The sequence below is a fragment of the Pseudomonas sp. F9001 genome (assembly GCF_013385435.1).
GTDB lineage: Bacteria > Pseudomonadota > Gammaproteobacteria > Pseudomonadales > Pseudomonadaceae > Aquipseudomonas.
The window spans coordinates 336,053-355,021 of sequence record NZ_JACAPX010000013.1; the positions used below are offsets into that span (position 1 = coordinate 336,053).

Sequence of the window (18,969 nt, forward strand, 5' to 3'; positions counted from 1 at the left end):
CCCCGGTGAGACAGCTTCGCCCGACCGCTGTATCCTGCGTCAAATTTTCCAAACAGGGATGCTCCCCATGACCGCCAGCGCCCGGCACGCCAATTCCTACTACGCCGCCAGCAGTTTCCCGCAGCCTGATTATCCGGTGCTGACAGGTGAAATCGTGGCCGATGTGTGCGTGGTCGGCGGCGGCTTTTCGGGGCTCAACACCGCTCTGGAACTGGCTGAACGGGGTTTCAGCGTGGTCCTGCTGGAAGCCCGCAAGATTGCCTGGGGCGCCAGCGGGCGCAATGGCGGGCAACTGATTCGTGGCGTCGGTCATGGCCTGGATCAGTTCACCAACGTCATCGGCACCGAGGGCGTGCGCCAGATGAAATTGATGGGCCTGGAAGCCGTGGAAATCGTGCGCCAGCGGGTCGAACGTTCGCAGATCGCCTGCGACCTGACCTGGGGCTACTGCGACCTGGCCAACAAACCCCGCGACCTGGAACACCTGGCCGCCGACGCCGAAGAGCTGCAAGGCCTTGGCTATCGCCATGAAGTACGCCTGCTGCAAGCCAGCGAGATGCGCAGTGTGATCGGCTCCAACCGCTATGTTGGCGGCATGATCGACATGGGCTCCGGCCACCTGCACCCGCTGAACCTGGCCCTCGGCGAGGCAGCCGCTGCACAGCAGTTGGGCGTCCAGTTGTTCGAGCATTCCGAGGCGGTGCGGATCGATTACGGCCCGGAGGTCAACGTACACACCGCCCAGGGCAATGTGCGCGCCAAGACCCTGGTGCTGGGCTGCAATGCTTATTTGAACGGCCTCAACCCGCATCTGAGCGGCAAGGTGCTGCCCGCCGGCAGCTACATCATCGCCACCGAGCCCTTGAGCGAAGCCCAGGCAGCCGAGTTGCTGCCGCAAAACATGGCGGTGTGTGACCAGCGGGTGACGGTGGATTACTTCCGGCTGTCAGCCGACCGACGCTTGCTGTTCGGCGGTGCCTGCCATTACTCCGGACGGGATCCGAAGGACATCGGTGCCTATATGCGTCCGAAAATGCTGCAGGTGTTCCCACAACTGGCCAACGTGAAAATCGACTACCAGTGGGGTGGGATGATCGGCATTGGCGCCAACCGCCTGCCGCAGATTGGCCGGCTGGCCGACCAGCCCAATGTGTATTTCGCCCAGGCCTATGCCGGCCATGGCCTCAACGCCACCCACCTGGCAGGCAAACTGTTGGGCGAAGCCATCAGCGGCCAGCAAAGCGGGCGCTTTGATCTGTTTGCCAAGGTGCCGCACATCACTTTCCCGGGCGGCAAGCATTTGCGCTCGCCGCTGCTGGCGCTGGGAATGCTCTGGCACCGATTGAAAGAACTGGTCTGAATCAGCCGCGCCAGAAGGGCTTCAAGCCTTCCCGGCGCGCCTGCTCGGCACTCAAGCCTACGTCTCGCAGTTGCTCGGGGGTCAGCTCCAGCAAGGTTTTGCGCGTATGCATGCGGTGCCAGAACAACGCCCATGAACTGAGTGTGGGGGCCTTGGTACGCGCCGCCATGCGCCGCTCCTGCCCGGCTTCCAGTTCCTGACTGTGTAACGCCAACCGCACATCGCTCATACCGCTCATTTTCCTGCCCCTCATTAACGTGTTGCCATGAGTACGTAGGATGAGCCGGCGCGTAAAACCATGACAGATTCAACCACCCTGTATTAAATCCATACAGATACTGCCTATCGGCCGCTGAATCCTGTATTTTCGGCCTATCTGTACTGGTAACCGGGAAGCACCGCCATGACCCTATACGTCAACCTCGCCGAACTGTTGGGCACGCGCATCGAGCAGGGCTTCTATCGCCCGGGCGACAGATTGCCGTCAGTTCGGGCCTTGAGTGTGGAGCATGGGGTCAGCCTGAGCACCGTGCAGCAGGCCTACCGCGTACTGGAAGACAACGGCCTGGCGATGCCCAAACCCAAATCCGGCTACTTCGTACCGGTGGGCCGCGACTTGCCGGCATTGCCCGCCGTAGGCCGCCCGGCCCAGCGCCCGGTGGAAATTTCCCAGTGGGACCAAGTGCTGGAGCTGATCCGCGCGGTGCCACGCAAAGACGCCATACAGTTGGGCCGGGGCATGCCGGATGTATTGTCGCCGACCATGAAACCCCTGCTACGCAGCCTCGCCCGGATCAGTCGGCGCCAGGACATGCCGGGGCTGTATTACGACACTATCCACGGCAACCTGGACCTGCGTGAACAGATTGCCCGCCTGATGCTCGATTCAGGCTGCCAACTGACGCCCCAGGACCTGGTGATCACCACCGGCTGCCACGAGGCCCTGTCCGCCAGCATCCACGCCATTTGCGAGCCCGGCGACATCGTTGCCGTCGACTCGCCAAGCTTCCACGGCGCCATGCAAACCCTGAAGGGCCTGGGCATGAAAGCCCTGGAAATCCCGACCGACCCACTCACCGGTATCAGCCTGGAAGCGCTGGAACTGGCACTGGAACAATGGCCGATCAAAGTCATACAGTTGACCCCCAACTGCAACAACCCACTGGGCTACATCATGCCGGAGTCGCGCAAACGCGCACTGCTGACCCTGGCCCAGCGCTTTGACGTGGCGATCATCGAAGACGACGTGTATGGCGAACTGGCCTACAGCTACCCGCGGCCACGCACCATCAAGTCCTTCGACGAAGATGGCCGCGTCGTACTGTGCAGCTCTTTCTCGAAGACCCTCGCACCCGGCCTGCGGATTGGCTGGGTCGCACCCGGTCGCTATCTGGAGCGTGTGCTGCACATGAAATACATCAGCACCGGCTCCACCGCGACCCAGCCGCAGATCGCAATTGCCGAGTTTCTGAAAGGTGGACATTTCGAGCCACATTTGCGGCGGATGCGCACGCAATACCAGCGCAATCGCGACCTGATGCTCGATTGGGTCAGCCGCTATTTCCCGGCGGGCACCCGCGCCAGCCGCCCCCAGGGCAGTTTCATGCTGTGGGTGGAACTGCCGGAAGGCTTCGATACCCTGAAACTCAACCGGCTGCTGGTGGATGAAGGTGTACAGATTGCAGTGGGAAGTATCTTTTCCGCCTCCGGCAAGTACAGGAACTGCCTGCGCATGAACTACGCTGCCAAACCAACGCCGCAGATTGAAGAGGCTGTACGCAAGGTCGGCGCGACCGCCATCCGGTTGCTGGCCGAAGCGATGGACTGACCTTTTACGGGAAATAGCCGTCATATGCCGACAATCGCCCTGATTCGGAACCCATGTCATTGATGACCCACCGGCTATTACCGTTTTTCCTGCTGGGCATCCTGGCCCTGGGCGGCTGCGCCACCATCGACGCGCCACGCACACCCAGCGAGGCGCTGCCGGCCAGCGAATCTTCCTTCGGCCGCTCGATCCAGGCCCAGGCCGCACCCTACAAAGGCCGCTCCGGGTTCCGCCTGCTGCCCAACAGCAGCGAAGCCTTCATGGCCCGCGCCGAACTGATCCGCAACGCCCAGACCAGCCTCGACTTGCAGTACTACATCGTCCACGACGGCATCAGCACCCGCATGCTCGTGGATGAACTGCTCAAGGCCGCCGACCGTGGCGTGCGCGTGCGCATCCTGCTGGACGACACCACCAGCGACGGCCTGGACCAGATCATCGCCACCCTCGCCGCCCACCCGCAGATCCAGATTCGCCTGTTCAACCCGCTGCACCTGGGCCGCAGCACCGGCGTGACGCGGGCCATGGCGCGGCTGTTCGACCTGTCGCTGCAACACCGGCGCATGCACAACAAGCTGTGGCTGGCAGACAACAGCGTGGCCATCGTTGGCGGGCGCAACCTGGGGGATGAGTATTTCGACGCCGAGCCCAACCTCAACTTCACCGATATCGACATGCTCAGCGTGGGCCCGGTGGCCGAGCAACTGGGCCACAGTTTCGATCAGTACTGGAACAGTGCCCTGAGCAAACCCATTGGTGACTTCGTCAGCAGCGCTTCCAAAGGCGACCTGGCCAGTGCCCGCGTACGCCTGGAAGATTCCCTTGCCGAGTCTCGCCAACAAAACCATGCCCTGTACAACCGCCTGCGCACCTACAAGACCCAGCCGCGCATGGACATCTGGCGTCGCGAGCTGATCTGGGCCTGGAACCAGGCGCTGTGGGATGCGCCGAGCAAGGTGCTGGCCAAGGCCGATCCGGATCCACGGCTGCTGCTGACCACCCAACTGGCGCCGGAGTTGGAAGGTGTCAGCCATGAGCTGATGATGATTTCGGCTTACTTCGTGCCCGGGCAGCCCGGGCTGGTGTACCTGACCGGTCGCGCGGACGCCGGCGTATCGGTAAGCCTGCTGACCAATTCCCTGGAAGCCACCGACGTACCGGCCGTGCACGGCGGTTATGCGCCCTATCGCAAGGCGCTGCTGGAACACGGGGTGAAGCTATACGAGTTGCGCCGCCAGCCGGGAGACGGTGGCGGCAGCGGCCCTCATCTGTTCCGCAAAGGTACATTCCACGGTTCGGATTCCAGCCTGCACAGCAAGGCGATCATCTTTGATCGGGAGAAATCCTTCATCGGCTCATTCAACTTCGACCCGCGCTCGGTGCTGTGGAACACCGAAGTCGGGGTGCTGGTGGACAGTCCCGAACTGGCGGAACACGTGCGCAACCTGGCACTGGAGGGCATGGCGCCCCCGTTGAGCTACCAGGCGAAGCTGCAGGATGGCCAGGTGGTATGGGTGACCGAAGACAACGGCCAACTGCACACCCTGACCCGCGAACCCGGCAGTTGGTGGCGTCGGTTCAATGCCTGGTTTGCTACATCCGTCGGGCTGGAACGCATGCTTTAAGAACAGCGACGGGACCTGTGGGAGCTGGCTTGCCTGCGATGGCGGAGTGTCAGTTTACGTATCCGGTGCTGACACTCCGCCATCGCGGGCAAGCCCGGCTCCCACAGGTGATCGCATTTCAAGTTCAGGCGGGTTGTGCGGCGCCGAACGCACCTTGGCGCAGCAACAGGATCACCAACCCCAACGCCCCCGCCGCCATCAACAACGGCAACGCATGCCCGCTGATCCACTGGCTGCCGGCACCGGCCACCAGCGGGCCGATCAGGCAGCCAATGCCCCACAGCTGCGCGATATGCGCATTGGCGCGCACCAGTGCGTCGTCGCGGTAGCGCTCGCCAATCAGGATCAGCGACAGGGTGAATAACCCGCCGGCGCTGGCCCCGAACAGCACCCACACCGGCCAGATCATCAGCGTATCGAGCAACAGCGGAATCGCCAGGCTCGTCACCAGCAGCATCAGCGCGCAGCCGAGAAACAGCGTGCGCCGAGGCAGGTAGTCCGCCAGCGCGCCAATCGGCAGTTGCAGCAACGCATCACCGACCACCACCGTGCTGACCATCGCCAGAGCAATCTCGGCGGTGAAACCCTGTTGCAGGCAATACACCGGCAACAACGTAAGAATCATCGCCTCGAATGCGGCGAACAACGCCACCGCCCAGGCAATCGCCGGCAAGCCCTGGCAGAAGCGCAGCAGGTCGCCAAAGGTCACGCTGAAAGACTCGGCAGTCGGCGCACCGGAACGGCCCAGCAGCAGGATCGGCGAGCACGTCAGCAGGCCGACACCCACCCAGAAGCCAATATCGTTGTCCGTACCCAGCGCGCCCAGCAGCAACGGGCCCGACAGCTGGCTCAAGGCATAGCTGCAGCCATACAGCGCCACCAGACGGCCGCGCCAGCGTTCGATCACCAGTTGGTTGATCCAGCTTTCGCCGAGGATAAACACGATGGTCAGGATCACCCCGATCATCAGCCGCAACACCAGCCATACCGGGTAGCTGGGCAATACCGCCAGCAAGCCGATGGAAATCGCCCCCGCCCACAGGCACAGGCGCATCAGGTTCGCCGTGCCCAGGCGCGAGGCCAGGCCGCTGGAGACCTTGGCACCCAGTAGCACACCGAAGGCCGGCATCGCCGCCATGACTCCGATGGCGAAGCTGCCATAGCCCCAGCTTTCCAGGCGCAGGGACACCAGCGGCATGCTCACGCCCAAGGCCAGGCCCACGCTCAAGACCGACGCCAACACGGCGAAATAGGTCGCCCAACGCATTTCCACGCTCCTGTGGATGATTTGGAGATCACACAAAACAGTGTGGGAGCGGGCTTGCTCGCGAATGCGGTGTACCAGTCAATACATCAGCGACTGTGATACCTCATTCGCGAGCAAGCCCGCTCCCACATTTTTTACAGCGGTGTTCCTGGAGGCTTACAACTTGATCCAGGTCGCCTTCAGCTCGGTGTACTTGTCGAACGCGTGCAGCGACTTGTCGCGGCCGTTACCCGACTGCTTGAAACCACCGAACGGTGCGGTCATGTCGCCGCCATCGTACTGGTTGACCCATACGCTGCCGGCACGCAGGGCCTTGGCAGTCAGGTGCGCCTTGGAGATGTTCGACGTCCACACCGCAGCGGCCAGGCCGTATTGGGTGTCGTTGGCGATCGCAATGGCTTCTTCCACGCTGTCGAAGGCAATCACCGACAGCACCGGGCCGAAGATTTCTTCCTGGGCGATCTTCATGGCGTTGGTCACGCCGTCGAAAATCGTCGGCTCGACATAGGTGCCACCGCTTTCCTGCAGCGTGCGCTTGCCGCCGGCCACCAGCTTGGCGCCATCGGCATGCCCGGCTTCGATGTACGACAGCACGGTGTTCATCTGCTGGGTATCCACCAGCGCACCGACCGTGGTGGCCGGGTCGAGCGGGTTGCCCGGCTTCCAGGCCTTGAGGGCCTCGATCACCAGCGGCAGGAATTTATCCTTGATCGAACGCTCCACCAGCAGGCGCGAACCGGCGGTGCACACTTCGCCCTGGTTGAAGGCGATGGCGCCGGCCGCGGATTCGGCGGCGGCTTGCAGGTCCGGGGCATCGGCAAACACGATGTTCGGGCTCTTGCCGCCAGCTTCCAGCCAGACGCGCTTCATGTTCGACTCGCCGGAGCGAATCAGCAGTTGCTTGGCGATCTTGGTGGAACCGGTGAACACCAGGGTGTCGACGTCCATGTGCAGCGCCAGGGCGTTGCCCACGGTATGGCCATAACCCGGCAGCACGTTGAACACGCCTTTCGGAATGCCGGCTTCAACCGCGAGGGCAGCGATGCGGATGGCGGTCAGCGGTGATTTTTCAGACGGCTTGAGGATCACCGAGTTACCGGTGGACAACGCCGGCCCGAGTTTCCAGCAGGCCATCATCAGCGGGAAGTTCCACGGCACGATGGCCGCGACAACGCCGACGGGCTCACGGGTCACCAGGCCCAGCTGGTCGTGAGGGGTGGCTGCGACTTCATCGTAGATCTTGTCGATGGCCTCGCCGCTCCAGCTCAGCGCTTGCGCCGCGCCTGGGACGTCGATGTTCAGGGAGTCGCTGATCGGCTTGCCCATGTCCAGGGTTTCAAGCAGTGCCAGCTCTTCGGCGTTGGCCTTGAGCAGGCCGGCGAAACGGATCATGGTGGCTTTGCGCTTGGCTGGCGCCAGGCGCGACCAGGCACCGGAATTGAACGTGGCACGGGCGTTTTCTACGGCACGCTGGGCGTCGGCAACGTCACAGCTGGCAACGGTTGCCAGCAGGCGGCCATCGACTGGGCTCAGGCATTCGAACGTGTCGCCGGAAACGGCGGCGGTGTATTCGCCATTGATGTAGGCGCGGCCTTCGATCTTCAGATCCTTGGCGCGTTGTTCCCAGTCGGCACGGGTCAGGGTGGTCATGCGAGTGTCCTCCTCTTATTGAATACAAGGGCCGGGCGATGTACCCAGGCACCTTCGAAGAATTCTTGCCCGGCCAGCCAGCTGTTCGGCTCAAGGCAGCTGCCACCCTAAACCAGCGGCGATGGATGTTTCAATATATTTGACATAACGGCAGCAAACGCCCTTGCGATGTTCATTTTAATAAACATAGACTTTGAGCTCTCCAACCGCAGGCCAGACGGGACACGCCCATGAACATCCAGAATATCGTCGACTTCAGCCAGGCCAGGACCGAGCCTGATCGCTACCGTCCGGCTGCGGAGAAAATCCTCAAGGGCGACCCGGAGCAAACCGTCTACAACCACTACAACAGTCCGTGCGGCCAGATGAGCGCCGGGGTCTGGGAAGGTGAAGTCGGACAGTGGAAGGTCAACTACACCGAGCATGAGTATTGCGAGATCGTGCAGGGTGTTTCGGTGTTGCGCGATGCCGACGGCAACGCCAAGACCTTGCGGGCCGGTGATCGCTTCGTCATTCCGGCCGGCTTCAGCGGCACCTGGGAAGTGCTGGAACCCTGCCGCAAGATCTACGTGGTGTTCGAAGAAAAGGCCTGATCATTTATCAGGCACAAAAAAAAGCCCGCATCGTGAGATACGGGCTTTTTTTCACAAGAAAGAAAACCAATTACTTGATTTTGCCTTCTTTGTAGATCACGTGCTTGCGAACGCGCGGGTCGAACATTTTCTTTTCGAGCTTGTCCGGGGTAGTACGCTTGTTCTTGTCGGTAGTGTAGAAGTGACCAGTACCGGCGCTAGAGATCATTCGAATCAATTCACGCATGATTTAGCTCCTTAGATTTTGCCGTCGCGGCGCAGTTCGGCCAGCACGACAGTGATGCCGCGCTTGTCGATAACACGCATGCCTTTGGCAGATACGCGCAGACGAACAAAACGTTTCTCTTCTTCAACCCAAAAGCGGTGATGCTGCAGGTTTGGCAGGAAACGACGACGGGTTTTGTTGTTTGCGTGGGAAATGTTATTCCCAGTCACCGGACCCTTACCGGTAACTTGACAGACTCTCGACATGCCTCAGCCCTCTAAAACCACATGCCCAACCCGGCATGGGTTGGCCGCTTAATCTCTCAGTCATTTGGCGCCAGGCGCCGCGTTTCTTTAGGGTCTTACCGGCTACACCTACTAGCGAAGGAACCGGGCCCCTAGAAAAGAGCGCTGCTTTATACCAGAAAGACCCCAGTGCAACAACAGGCCGTGTACTTTTATACGCGTAAATCCAGGCCATGGACGCCTGAACCGTTGCCAGGGTGGGCCGCTATAGAAGCTAACCGCTCGTCGCACAGAATGATTTACAGCGCCCGCGCGCACTGCAAAGTGCTCGGCAAAACGACCTGAGGCGCCATCAAAACAGTATTTGCGGCAAAAGCACAGGCAAAAATGGGCTAGTCATTTGTCAATCAGCCCACTACGGTAGGACTTTTCCAGACTGCACTCGCAGATGGGCCTTCGATCTGCAAAGGAAACCGAATATGCGCCTCGCTGCCCTACCGCTATTGCTAGCCCCTCTTTTTATTGCTGCACACGCCCAGGCGGCCACTACCCTGAGCGTCTGCACCGAAGCCAGCCCCGAAGGCTTCGACGTGGTGCAATACAACTCGCTGACCACCACCAACGCCTCGGCAGACGTATTGATGAACCGCCTGGTGGACTTCGACGCCACCAGCGGCAAGCTGGTCCCGAGCCTCGCGGACAGCTGGGAAGTGTCGCCGGACGGCCTCACCTACACCTTCAAGCTGCACCCGGACGTTAAATTCCACCGTACCGACTACTTCACGCCAAGCCGCAGCCTGACCGCCGAAGACGTGCGCTTCAGCTTCGAGCGCATGCTCGACCCGGCCAACCCCTGGCACAAGATCGCCCAGAGCGGCTTCCCCCACGCCCAGTCGCTGCAGTTGCCCACGCTGATCAAGAAGATCGACGCCCTCGACCCGCTGACCGTGCGCTTCACCCTGGACCACGCCGATTCGACCTTCCTCGCCGCCTTGAGCATGGGCTTTGCCTCGATCTACCCGGCGGAATATGCCGACAAACTGCTCAAGGCCGGCACCCCGGAGAAGCTCAACAGCCAGCCTATCGGCACCGGGCCGTTCATTTTCGGGCGTTTCCAGAAGGACGCGACGATTCGCTACAAGGCCAACCCGGATTACTTCGCCGGCAAGCCTGCGGTGGATAACCTGATCTTTGCGATCACCCCGGACGCCAACGTGCGCCTGCAGAGACTGCGTCGCGACGAGTGCCAGATCGCCTTGTCGCCCAAGCCCCTGGATATCGATGCCGCCCAGAAAGACGCCGATCTGAAGATCGAGAAAACCGCGGCCTTCATGACCGCGTTTGTCGCCATCAACAGCCAGCATCCGCCACTGGACAAGCCGGAAGTTCGCCAGGCGATCAACCTGGCCTTCGACAAGGCCAGCTATCTGAAGGCCGTATTCGAAGGCACCGCCGAAGCCGCCAACGGCCCTTACCCACCCAATACCTGGAGCTATGCCAAGGACCTGCCGGGCTATCCGCAGGACATTGCCAAGGCCAAGCAACTGCTGGATCGCGCCGGGCTCAAGGATGGCTTCAAGACCACGATCTGGACCCGGCCGTCGGGCAGCCTGCTGAACCCCAACCCCAGCCTGGGCGCACAACTGCTGCAGGCGGACCTGGCCAAGGTCGGCATCCAGGCTGAAATCCGTGTGATCGAGTGGGGCGAACTGATCCGCCGCGCCAAGGCCGGCGAGCACGACTTGCTGTTCATGGGCTGGGCCGGTGACAACGGCGACCCGGATAACTTCCTGACGCCGCAGTTCTCCTGCGCGGCCGTGAAGTCCGGCACCAACTTCGCCCGCTACTGCGACCCGGCGCTGGACAAGCTGATCAGCGCCGGCAAGACCACTAGCGAACAAGGTGTGCGCAGCAAGCTGTACCAGCAGGCACAGGCGCAGATCCAGCAACAGGCGCTCTGGCTGCCACTGGCGCACCCGACCGCGTTTGCGCTGACCCGCAAGAATGTCGAGGGGTATCAGGTGAGCCCGTTCGGGCGTCAGGATTACTCCAAGGTCAGCGTCAAGCCCTGACCCCTGCCAGGGGCTGGCATGCCAGCCCCTACATCCACCCAAATTCCGCCATCGACAGCGGGTCGCCTTCCCCCACAATGATGTGGTCCAGCACACGCACGTCCACCATCTCCAGCGCCTTTTGCAGCACCTTGGTCAATTTTCGATCAGCGATGCTGGGCTCGGGGCTGCCGGAAGGATGGTTGTGGCACAGGATCAGCGCCGCGGCGTTGTAGTCCAGCGCGCGCTTCACCACTTGTCGCGGGTAGACGATGGCGTTGTCGATGGTGCCTTGAAACAGCTTTTCGAAGCCCAGCACTCGATGCTTGGCGTCGAGAAACAGGCAGCCGAATATCTCGTGAGGCTCGTGGCGCAGCAGTGCCTTGAGGTAGTCGCGCACGGCCTCCGGGCTTTCCAGCACCGAATCGTTGCGCAGGCGTTCAGCCAAATGACGGCGCGCCATCTCCAGTACGGCTTGAAGCTGGGCGAACTTCGCCGGCCCCAACCCCAAATGCTGGCTGAACACCGGCTGCCTCGCCTCCATCAGCGCCCGAAGGCTGCCAAATTGCGCCAGCAGATGGCGCGCCAGGTCCACGGCACTTTTGCCTGACACCCCGGTGCGCAGGAAAATCGCCAGCAATTCCGCGTCGGAAAGGTTCTCCGCTCCCAGCTCCAACAGCTTCTCCCGCGGACGCTCTGCCGCAGGCCAATCGCGAATACTCATGGCACCTCCGTGTGCATGTGCGCCGCTGTTGCATGGCGGACGCTGTGGTATCTTAGGCCATCTTTTTGCGTGCGATTTCACCTGGGGAGGGGGCATCGCAACGCCATCACTGAACTGGAAAGGCAAGCCAATGCAGCGTCTGTATCGGAAACGCATCGTTCTCGGCGTCGGCGGCGGCATTGCCGCCTACAAGAGCGCAGAGCTGGTTCGCAGGCTTCTCGACCAAGGCGCCGAAGTGCGCGTGGTCATGACCCGTGGCGGCAGTGAATTCATTACCCCGCTGACCATGCAGGCCCTGTCCGGCCACCCGGTTCACCTCGACCTGCTGGACCCTGCGGCCGAAGCCGCCATGGGCCACATCGAGCTGGCCAAGTGGGCCGACCTGGTGCTGATCGCCCCGGCCACCGCCGACCTGATCGCCCGCCTGGCCCAAGGCATTGCCGACGACCTGCTGACCACCCTGGTACTGGCCACCGACGCCACCGTCGCGATCGCCCCGGCCATGAACCAGGCCATGTGGCGCGACCCGGCCACCCAGGCCAACACCCAACTCCTGCAAAGCCGCGGCCTTAAGGTTTTCGGCCCGGCCTCCGGCAGCCAGGCCTGCGGCGACGTGGGCATGGGCCGCATGCTCGAAGCCACCGACCTGGCCCAATGCGCCGCCGACTGCTTCCAGCACCTGGCCCTGACCGGCAAGCACGTGCTGATCACCGCCGGCCCGACCCAGGAAAACATCGACCCGGTGCGCTACATCACCAACCATAGCTCAGGAAAAATGGGCTTTGCCCTGGCGGAAGCAGCGGTCGAGGCAGGCGCCCGTGTGACGTTGATCACCGGCCCGGTGCATCTGCCGACCCCGGATCGCGTCACCCGAATCGACGTAGTCAGCGCCCGCGACATGCTGGCGGCCTGTGAAGCGGCGATTCCCTGCGACCTGTTCATCGCTTCGGCTGCGGTAGCGGACTACCGCCCCGAGGTGGTTGCGCCGCAGAAACTCAAGAAAGACCCTACAAGCGGCGACGGCCTGCTCCTGCAAATGGTCCGTAACCCGGACATCCTGGCGACCATCGCCACCCGTGAGGACCGCCCGTTCAGCGTCGGTTTTGCTGCCGAAACCGAGCATTTGCTGGACTATGCCGCACGCAAATTGAAAGACAAAAACCTCGACCTGATTGTCGCCAACGATGTCGCCAACCCGAGCATCGGCTTCAACAGCGAGGAAAATGCCATCAGCGTGATCGACCGCGAGTTGCACGCTACCGTTTTCGCCCAGACCAGCAAGGGCAAGATTGCCCGCCAACTGATCTCTTTTATCGCCCAACGGCTGAACCAGGTTTAATTTCCATGCACGCTTTGCAAGCCAAGATCCTCGACCCCCGCATCGGCAACGAATTCCCGCTGCCGGCCTACGCCACACCAGGCTCCGCCGGCCTCGACCTGCGCGCCATGCTCAAGCAGGACACCGTGCTTGAACCAGGCCAGACCATTCTGATTCCGACAGGCCTGTCGATCTACGTGGGCGACCCGGGCCTGGCGGCGCTGATCCTGCCGCGCTCCGGCCTGGGCCACAAACACGGCATCGTCCTCGGCAACCTGGTGGGGCTGATCGACTCGGACTACCAGGGCGAGTTGATGGTGTCCTGCTGGAACCGTGGCCAGACCGCGTTCAATATCGCCGTCGGCGAGCGCATTGCCCAACTCGTGCTGGTACCGGTGGTGCAGGCGCACTTCGAGCTGGTCGAAGAGTTCGACGAAACACAACGCGGCGCAGGTGGCTTCGGGCATTCCGGCAGCCACTGACTAAGCTGAATTGACTTAGCCGAACAAGCCGGGTGCCTCACCCGGCCTGATGCCAACGCATGGCCTTTCAGGATGAAGAATGCGCGGAACTTACCAGCAAGGTTTCCCCAGTGAAATCAGGGCATTAAGGGGGCAAAAGGGCGGAGCTTCGGCGCCGATGGCACTTTTGCACCACGAACTCTATGCCAAAAACGCCGTCTTACCCTTCAGTTTGAGCCTGCCGGTCAGCACCCTTGAGGCCAGCCCAGCCCCTTATCGATGGAGTTCCCCCCCGCAATGAGCAACCCAGCCCGAGTCGCCCCGACATTTCCCGACAGCATTTTCCGCGCCTATGACATTCGTGGCGTGGTCCCCAAGACCCTGACCGCCGAGACCGCCTACTGGATCGGCCGCGCCATTGGCTCCCAGAGCCTGGCACAGGGCGAGCCCAACGTTTCCGTAGGCCGTGATGGCCGCCTGTCCGGCCCCGAGCTGGTCGAGCAACTGATCCAGGGCCTGGCCGACAGCGGTTGCCACGTCAGCGACGTGGGCCTGGTGCCGACGCCTGCGCTGTACTACGCAGCCAACGTACTGGCCGGCAAGTCGGGCGTGATGCTCACCGGCAGCCATAACCCGTCGGACTACAACGGCTTCAAGATCGTCATCGCTGGCGATACCCTCGCCAACGAACAGATCCAGGCCCTGCACACCCGCCTGAAGACCAACGACCTGACCAGCGGCGAAGGCAGCGTCACCAAAGTCGACATCCTGCAGCGCTACTCTGACCAAATCACCGGCGACGTCAAACTCGCGCGCCGCCTCAAAGTGGTGGTGGACTGCGGCAATGGCGCGGCCGGCGTGATCGCCCCGCAACTGCTCGAAGCCCTGAACTGCGAAGTGATCCCACTGTTCTGTGACGTAGACGGCAACTTCCCGAACCATCACCCGGATCCAGGCAAGCCCGAGAACCTGGTGGACCTGATCGCCAAGGTCAAGGAGACAGGGGCTGACGTCGGCCTGGCCTTCGACGGTGACGGCGACCGCGTTGGCGTGGTGACGGACACCGGCGAAAACGTGTTTGCGGACCGCCTGCTGATGCTGTTTGCCCGCGACGTGGTTGCGCGCAACCCAGGTGCCGAAATTATCTTCGACGTGAAGTGCACCCGCCGCCTCACACCGCTGATCAAGGAATACGGCGGTCGCCCGCTAATGTGGAAGACTGGCCACTCGTTGATCAAAAAGAAAATGAAAGAAACCGGCGCGCTATTGGCCGGCGAAATGAGCGGCCATGTGTTCTTCAAGGAGCGCTGGTTCGGCTTTGACGACGGCATTTACAGCGCCGCTCGTCTGCTGGAGATCCTCAGCAAGGAAAAATCGACCGCGCAGGAGCTGTTCCAGACCTTCCCGAATGATATTTCTACGCCAGAGATCAATATCCATGTGACCGAGGAGAGCAAATTCAGCATCATTGACGCACTGCACGATGCGCAATGGGGCGAAGGCGCCGACCTGACCAGCATTGATGGTGTGCGAGTCGATTACGCCAAAGGCTGGGGCCTGGTTCGCGCATCCAACACCACACCGGTGCTGGTGCTGCGTTTCGAGGCGGATACCGAGGCTGAGTTGCAGCGCATCAAGGACGTGTTCCACGCCCAGTTGAAACGTGTTGCCCCTGATCTCCAATTACCGTTCTGATTTTTTACCGGAGCCCTGAATGACCCTCGAACGCGAAGCCGCCGCCAATACCGCCAAGGTCCTTTCCGAAGCGTTGCCTTACATTCGACGCTACGTCGGCAAGACGCTGGTGATCAAGTACGGCGGCAATGCCATGGAAAGCGACGAGCTGAAAACCGGCTTTGCCCGTGACATCGTGTTGATGAAAGCCGTCGGGATCAACCCGGTGGTGGTACACGGTGGCGGCCCGCAAATCGGTGACCTGCTCAAGCGCCTGTCCATCGAGAGTCACTTCATCGACGGCATGCGTGTGACCGACGCCCAGACCATGGACGTGGTGGAGATGGTCCTGGGCGGCCAGGTGAACAAAGACATCGTCAACCTGATCAACCGCCATGGCGGCAGCGCCATCGGCCTGACCGGCAAGGACGCCGAACTGATCCGGGCGAAGAAGCTCACCGTGACCCGCAAGACCCCGGAGATGACCCAGCCGGAAATCATCGACATCGGCCAGGTGGGCGAAGTGATCGGCATCAACACCGACCTGCTGAACCTGCTGGTGAAAGGCGATTTCATTCCGGTGATCGCGCCGATCGGTGTCGGTGCCAACGGTGAGTCCTACAACATCAACGCCGACCTCGTGGCCGGCAAGGTGGCCGAGGCGCTGAAGGCCGAGAAGCTGATGCTGCTCACCAACATCGCCGGCTTGATGGACAAGGAAGGCAAGGTCTTGACCGGCCTGACGACCCAGCAAGTGGACGACCTGATCGCCGACGGCACCATCTACGGCGGCATGCTGCCGAAGATCCGCTGCGCGCTGGAAGCGGTGCAAGGCGGCGTTGGCAGCTCGTTGATCCTGGATGGCCGGGTGCCGAATGCGATCCTGCTGGAAATCTTCACCGATACCGGTGTGGGTACCCTGATCAGCAACCGCAAGCGCCCCTAAGCGCTGGTAAACAAAAAGGCCCCGTTCAATTCGATTGAACGGGGCCTTTTCTATGTACTCGGTCTAAAAATGTGGGAGCGGGCTTGCTCGCGAAAGCGGCGGGTCAGTCGACACATATATCAACTGACAAGCCGTATTCGCGAGCAAGCCCGCTCCCACATGGATCTTCTAAACGCCGAACTGCTCGCGATAAGCCTTGACCGCCGGCAAATGCTGCTTGAGCTGCGGGTCATCTTCCAGGAACTGCAACACCTGGTTCAGGGACACGATGCTCACCACTGGAATCGCGAAATCACGTTCCACTTCCTGGATCGCCGACAATTCACCGTTGCCGCGCTCCTGGCGGTTCAGCGCGATCAACACGCCGGCCGCCTTGGCGCCGTCCTGGGAAGCGATGATCTGCATCACTTCGCGAATCGCCGTACCGGCAGTGATCACGTCGTCGATGATCAGCACGTCGCCCTTGAGCGGCGCCCCCACCAGGCTGCCGCCTTCGCCGTGGGCCTTGGCCTCCTTGCGGTTGAAGCACCAAGGCAGATCCAGCCCGTGATGTTCAGCCAACGCCACGGCGGTCGCGGCCGCCAGGGGGATGCCTTTGTAGGCAGGGCCGAACAGCACGTCGAAGGAAATGCCGCTTTCAACGATGGCGGCCGCATAGAAACGACCCAGCTGCGCCAGGGCAGAACCCGAGTTGAAAAGGCCGGCATTGAAGAAGTAAGGGCTGGTGCGCCCGGACTTCAAAGTGAACTCACCGAAGCGCAATACGCCGCGATCGATGGCAAAACGAATAAAATCGCGTTGATACGCCTGCATGAAAAAAGCCTCAGATACCACGGATTTAGCTAATTAGGTAGACGGCGTGTATCATACACGCACGCGATTTTTGGGGCCATTTATGCGGATCATCAGTGTGAACGTCAATGGTATTCAGGCTGCAGTCGAGCGTGGTTTGCTCAGTTGGCTGCAAGCCCAGAATGCCGACGTCATCTGCCTGCAGGACACCCGCGCCTCCGCCTTTGAACTGGACGACCCAGCCTTCCAACTGGATGGCTACTTCCTTTATGCCTGTGATGCCGAAGTTCCCGCCCAAGGCGGCGTGGCTTTGTATTCGCGGTTGCAACCCAAGGCGGTCATCAGCGGCCTCGGCTTCGAGACAGCCGACCGCTACGGGCGCTACCTGCAAGCCGATTTCGATAAGGTCAGCATTGCGACCTTGCTGCTTCCATCAGGGCAGAATGGCGATGAAGACTTGAACCAGAAGTTCAAGCTAATGGACGACTTCGCCCGTTATCTGGATAAACAGCGACGCAAACGTCGCGAGTACATTTACTGTGGCTCGCTGTACGTGGCGCAACAGAAGCTGGATATCAAGAACTGGCGCGACAGCCAGCAATCACCGGGCTTTCTCGCGCCGGAACGGGCCTGGATGGACGAGATTGTCGGCAATATGGGCTATGTCGATGCCCTGCGGGAAGTCAGCCGCGAAGGCGACCAGTACAGCTGGTGGCCGGATAACGAACAGGCCGAGATGCTCAACCTCGGCTGGCGTTTTGACTACCAGCTGCTGACGCCAGGCTTGCGTCGCTTCGTGCGCAGCGCACGTCTGCCACGCCAGCCGCGCTTCTCGCAGCACGCGCCGCTGATCGTGGACTACGACTGGACCTTGACCATCTAAGGTCTTTTTCCAGGCACAAAAAAACCGACATCACTGTCGGTTTTTTTGTGGGCGGTGGTTATTTGATCAACCGCAATGTCCACGGATAACGATAAGCCACGCCCTTGTTGGCCTTGATGCCCGCAATGATCGTCATCACCACCGCGCCGATCACCAGCACGGTCATCAACACGAAGCCGATCACGATAAAACCCAGCAGGAAGCAGACCGCCCAGGCAATGCCCACGGTGATCTGGAAATTCAGCGCTTCCTTGCCCTGGTCATCAATGAACGGGTCTGCATCCTTCTTCACCTGCCAAAGAATCAAGGGCCCCAGCAGGCTGCCGAACGGGAACATCAGCCCGAAGAACGCCGCAAAATGACAGAGCATCGCCCACTGGCGAACTTCCTTGGACGGTGTCGGCAGTGGAAGTTGGCTGTCACTCATGGCGTCGCTCCTTGGGATTGAATCAGTCGGCCAATGCGGCGTTCTGCAGTTCGAAGATTTCGGTCATGCCCTTCTGGGCCAGGGCCAGCATGGCATTCAGGTCCGCCGGCTGGAATGGCGCGCCTTCGGCGGTGCCCTGCACTTCGATGAAACCACCGGTACTGGTCATCACCACGTTCAGGTCGGTCTCGGCAGCCGAATCTTCAAGATAGTCCAGATCCAGCACCGGCTCGCCCTGATACATGCCGACCGATACAGCCGCGATCATCTGCTTGAGCGGATCGCCGCCTTTCAGGCCGCCACGTTTCTTGATGACCTTGAGCGCGTCGACCAGGGCAACCATGGCGCCGGTGATGGAGGCAGTACGGGTGCCACCGTCGGCCTGGATCACGTCGCAGTCGACGTACAGGGTCACGTCGCCCAGCTTGGACATGTCCAGGGCTGCACGCAGGGAGCGACCGATCAGGCGCTGGATTTCCAGGGTGCGGCCGCCTTGCTTGCCACGGCTGGCTTCACGCTGGTTACGCTCGCCGGTGGCGCGCGGCAGCATGCCGTATTCGGCGGTCAACCAACCCTGGCCCTGGCCCTTGAGGAAACGCGGCACGCCGTTTTCGACGCTGACGGTGCAGATAACCTTGGTATCGCCAAACTCGACCAGTACAGATCCCTCGGCGTGTTTGGTGTAGTTGCGGGTGATGCGGATCGAGCGGAGCTGATCGGCAGCGCGACCACTTGGACGTTTCATAGGGGATACCTGTACGGAGGACGAAAAACTGCCGAGCATTATAGAGCCGCCAGCCCTGATCGGCACGGCTAAAAAATCCTGTTACAAACCCGGGCACCGAAGCCACTGTTTGGGGCCACCCGTCCCCTTGAGCTACAATCCTGCGCCTTCGCAGCCTGTCGGCTTCAATCTACCC

Annotated in this window: 18 protein-coding genes and 1 pseudogene; 10 read left to right on the plus strand and 9 right to left on the minus strand. The window is 61.4% G+C overall.

Going from position 1 to position 18,969, the window contains the following annotated elements:
• Positions 1-67: 67 nt before the first annotated feature.
• Positions 68-1,360, plus strand: a complete 1,293-nt coding sequence (locus tag HX818_RS14150) for an FAD-binding oxidoreductase (protein ID WP_003208746.1) — start codon at positions 68-70, stop codon at positions 1,358-1,360.
• A gap of 1 nt (position 1,361) precedes the next feature.
• On the opposite strand, the gene HX818_RS14155 is transcribed toward HX818_RS14150, so the two are convergent.
• Complete coding sequence (locus HX818_RS14155) at positions 1,362-1,598, minus strand: DUF1127 domain-containing protein (protein WP_023659297.1); 237 nt, start codon at positions 1,596-1,598, stop codon at positions 1,362-1,364.
• 165 nt (positions 1,599-1,763) lie between these two features.
• Between HX818_RS14155 and HX818_RS14160 the strand changes: the two genes are divergently transcribed.
• The gene (locus tag HX818_RS14160; RefSeq protein ID WP_008439421.1) at positions 1,764-3,188 is read left to right on the plus strand and encodes a PLP-dependent aminotransferase family protein; all 1,425 of its coding nucleotides are present in this window, start codon (positions 1,764-1,766) and stop codon (positions 3,186-3,188) included.
• Positions 3,189-3,250: 62 nt separating this feature from the next.
• On the plus strand, positions 3,251-4,813 hold the full coding sequence (locus tag HX818_RS14165; protein WP_003208738.1) for a phospholipase D family protein: 1,563 nt from the start codon (positions 3,251-3,253) through the stop codon (positions 4,811-4,813).
• 124 nt (positions 4,814-4,937) lie between these two features.
• Here HX818_RS14165 and HX818_RS14170 read toward each other — a convergent pair whose 3' ends face one another.
• On the minus strand, positions 4,938-6,080 hold the full coding sequence (locus tag HX818_RS14170) for an MFS transporter (protein WP_102370161.1): 1,143 nt from the start codon (positions 6,078-6,080) through the stop codon (positions 4,938-4,940).
• Positions 6,081-6,236: 156 nt separating this feature from the next.
• Complete coding sequence (locus HX818_RS14175) at positions 6,237-7,730, minus strand: aldehyde dehydrogenase (protein ID WP_003213259.1); 1,494 nt, start codon at positions 7,728-7,730, stop codon at positions 6,237-6,239.
• Between the two features lie 230 nt (positions 7,731-7,960).
• Between HX818_RS14175 and HX818_RS14180 the strand changes: the two genes are divergently transcribed.
• Positions 7,961-8,323 carry a cupin domain-containing protein gene (locus HX818_RS14180; RefSeq protein ID WP_003213261.1) on the plus strand — a complete coding sequence of 121 codons (363 nt, stop codon included), beginning with the start codon at positions 7,961-7,963 and terminating at the stop codon, positions 8,321-8,323.
• Between the two features lie 70 nt (positions 8,324-8,393).
• Here the strand turns inward: HX818_RS14180 and rpmG are convergent, their stop codons facing one another.
• Both rpmG and rpmB read right to left on the minus strand, forming a co-directional pair.
• Positions 8,394-8,549: a 50S ribosomal protein L33 gene (gene rpmG, locus HX818_RS14185; protein WP_003176906.1), complete on the minus strand. Its 156-nt coding sequence runs from the start codon at positions 8,547-8,549 to the stop codon at positions 8,394-8,396.
• Positions 8,550-8,560: 11 nt separating this feature from the next.
• Positions 8,561-8,794 (minus strand): 50S ribosomal protein L28, encoded by a 234-nt coding sequence (gene rpmB, locus HX818_RS14190; RefSeq protein ID WP_003213263.1) that lies wholly within the window; start codon positions 8,792-8,794, stop codon positions 8,561-8,563.
• Positions 8,795-9,252: 458 nt separating this feature from the next.
• On the opposite strand from rpmB, the gene HX818_RS14195 reads away from it, so the two are divergent.
• Positions 9,253-10,845 carry an ABC transporter substrate-binding protein gene (locus tag HX818_RS14195; protein ID WP_008439424.1) on the plus strand — a complete coding sequence of 531 codons (1,593 nt, stop codon included), beginning with the start codon at positions 9,253-9,255 and terminating at the stop codon, positions 10,843-10,845.
• A 28-nt stretch (positions 10,846-10,873) separates the two neighbouring features.
• Here HX818_RS14195 and radC read toward each other — a convergent pair whose 3' ends face one another.
• A complete protein-coding gene (radC, locus tag HX818_RS14200) occupies positions 10,874-11,548 on the minus strand; it encodes a DNA repair protein RadC (protein WP_087693709.1) in 675 nt (224 codons plus the stop codon).
• A 130-nt stretch (positions 11,549-11,678) separates the two neighbouring features.
• On the opposite strand from radC, the gene coaBC reads away from it, so the two are divergent.
• From coaBC to argB, 4 genes and pseudogenes are all read left to right on the plus strand, one after another.
• Positions 11,679-12,887 (plus strand): bifunctional phosphopantothenoylcysteine decarboxylase/phosphopantothenate--cysteine ligase CoaBC, encoded by a 1,209-nt coding sequence (gene coaBC / locus HX818_RS14205; protein ID WP_003213269.1) that lies wholly within the window; start codon positions 11,679-11,681, stop codon positions 12,885-12,887.
• A gap of 5 nt (positions 12,888-12,892) precedes the next feature.
• The gene (gene dut / locus HX818_RS14210) at positions 12,893-13,348 is read left to right on the plus strand and encodes a dUTP diphosphatase (protein ID WP_003213270.1); all 456 of its coding nucleotides are present in this window, start codon (positions 12,893-12,895) and stop codon (positions 13,346-13,348) included.
• Positions 13,349-13,600: 252 nt separating this feature from the next.
• Positions 13,601-15,022 (plus strand): annotated as a pseudogene (locus tag HX818_RS14215) (phosphomannomutase/phosphoglucomutase); the annotation flags it as partial.
• Positions 15,023-15,041: 19 nt separating this feature from the next.
• Positions 15,042-15,947 carry an acetylglutamate kinase gene (gene argB / locus HX818_RS14220; RefSeq protein WP_003213275.1) on the plus strand — a complete coding sequence of 302 codons (906 nt, stop codon included), beginning with the start codon at positions 15,042-15,044 and terminating at the stop codon, positions 15,945-15,947.
• A gap of 168 nt (positions 15,948-16,115) precedes the next feature.
• Here the strand turns inward: argB and pyrE are convergent, their stop codons facing one another.
• Complete coding sequence (pyrE, locus tag HX818_RS14225; RefSeq protein WP_017476704.1) at positions 16,116-16,760, minus strand: orotate phosphoribosyltransferase; 645 nt, start codon at positions 16,758-16,760, stop codon at positions 16,116-16,118.
• Positions 16,761-16,842: 82 nt separating this feature from the next.
• Between pyrE and HX818_RS14230 the strand changes: the two genes are divergently transcribed.
• Positions 16,843-17,622 (plus strand): exodeoxyribonuclease III, encoded by a 780-nt coding sequence (locus HX818_RS14230; protein ID WP_003176915.1) that lies wholly within the window; start codon positions 16,843-16,845, stop codon positions 17,620-17,622.
• 58 nt (positions 17,623-17,680) lie between these two features.
• Here the strand turns inward: HX818_RS14230 and HX818_RS14235 are convergent, their stop codons facing one another.
• On the minus strand, positions 17,681-18,049 hold the full coding sequence (locus tag HX818_RS14235; protein WP_003213278.1) for a DUF4870 domain-containing protein: 369 nt from the start codon (positions 18,047-18,049) through the stop codon (positions 17,681-17,683).
• A 22-nt stretch (positions 18,050-18,071) separates the two neighbouring features.
• Positions 18,072-18,794, minus strand: a complete 723-nt coding sequence (rph, locus tag HX818_RS14240; RefSeq protein WP_003213280.1) for a ribonuclease PH — start codon at positions 18,792-18,794, stop codon at positions 18,072-18,074.
• Between the last annotated feature and the right edge of the window lie 175 nt (positions 18,795-18,969).